1 pseudogene is annotated in these 508 nt (G+C 53.3%); it reads right to left on the bottom strand.

Features of this window, described 5'->3' with window-relative positions:
- Positions 1–508, bottom strand: a pseudogene (locus K5E19_RS24075) (transketolase); the annotation flags it as partial.

Below are 508 nucleotides of genomic sequence, written 5' to 3' on the forward strand. Positions count from 1 at the left end.
GACGGGTGAATTCTGCCGCTTCCTGCGGGAAGGCTTTTGCGTAAGCTGCGAATTTCTCATTCCAGCCGGACTCTTTCGCCTGGCCTGCTTCTTTGGCATCCCACTGAGCGTAAATCTCAGACGGGATTTCAAATGGCGCGTATTTCCAGCCCAGCTGTTCGCGGGTCAGTGCAATTTCTGCGTCGCCCAGCGGTGCGCCGTGAGAATCGTGAGTACCCGCTTTGTTTGGAGAACCGAAACCGATGATGGTTTTGCACATCAGCAGGGATGGTTTGTCAGTCACAGCACGCGCTTCTTCTACTGCACGTTTAATCGCGTATGCATCGTGGCCGTCAACACCACTCACAACGTGCCAGCCGTAAGCTTCGAAACGTTTTGCGGTGTCGTCAGTGAACCAGCCTTCAATGTGACCATCAATGGAGATGCCGTTGTCGTCGTAGAACGCAACCAGTTTACCCAGTTTCATAGTACCGGCCAGGGAGCACACTTAGTGAGAAATGCCTTCCAT

This window comes from Enterobacter sp. RIT637 (assembly GCF_019718755.1).
Lineage (GTDB): Bacteria > Pseudomonadota > Gammaproteobacteria > Enterobacterales > Enterobacteriaceae > Enterobacter.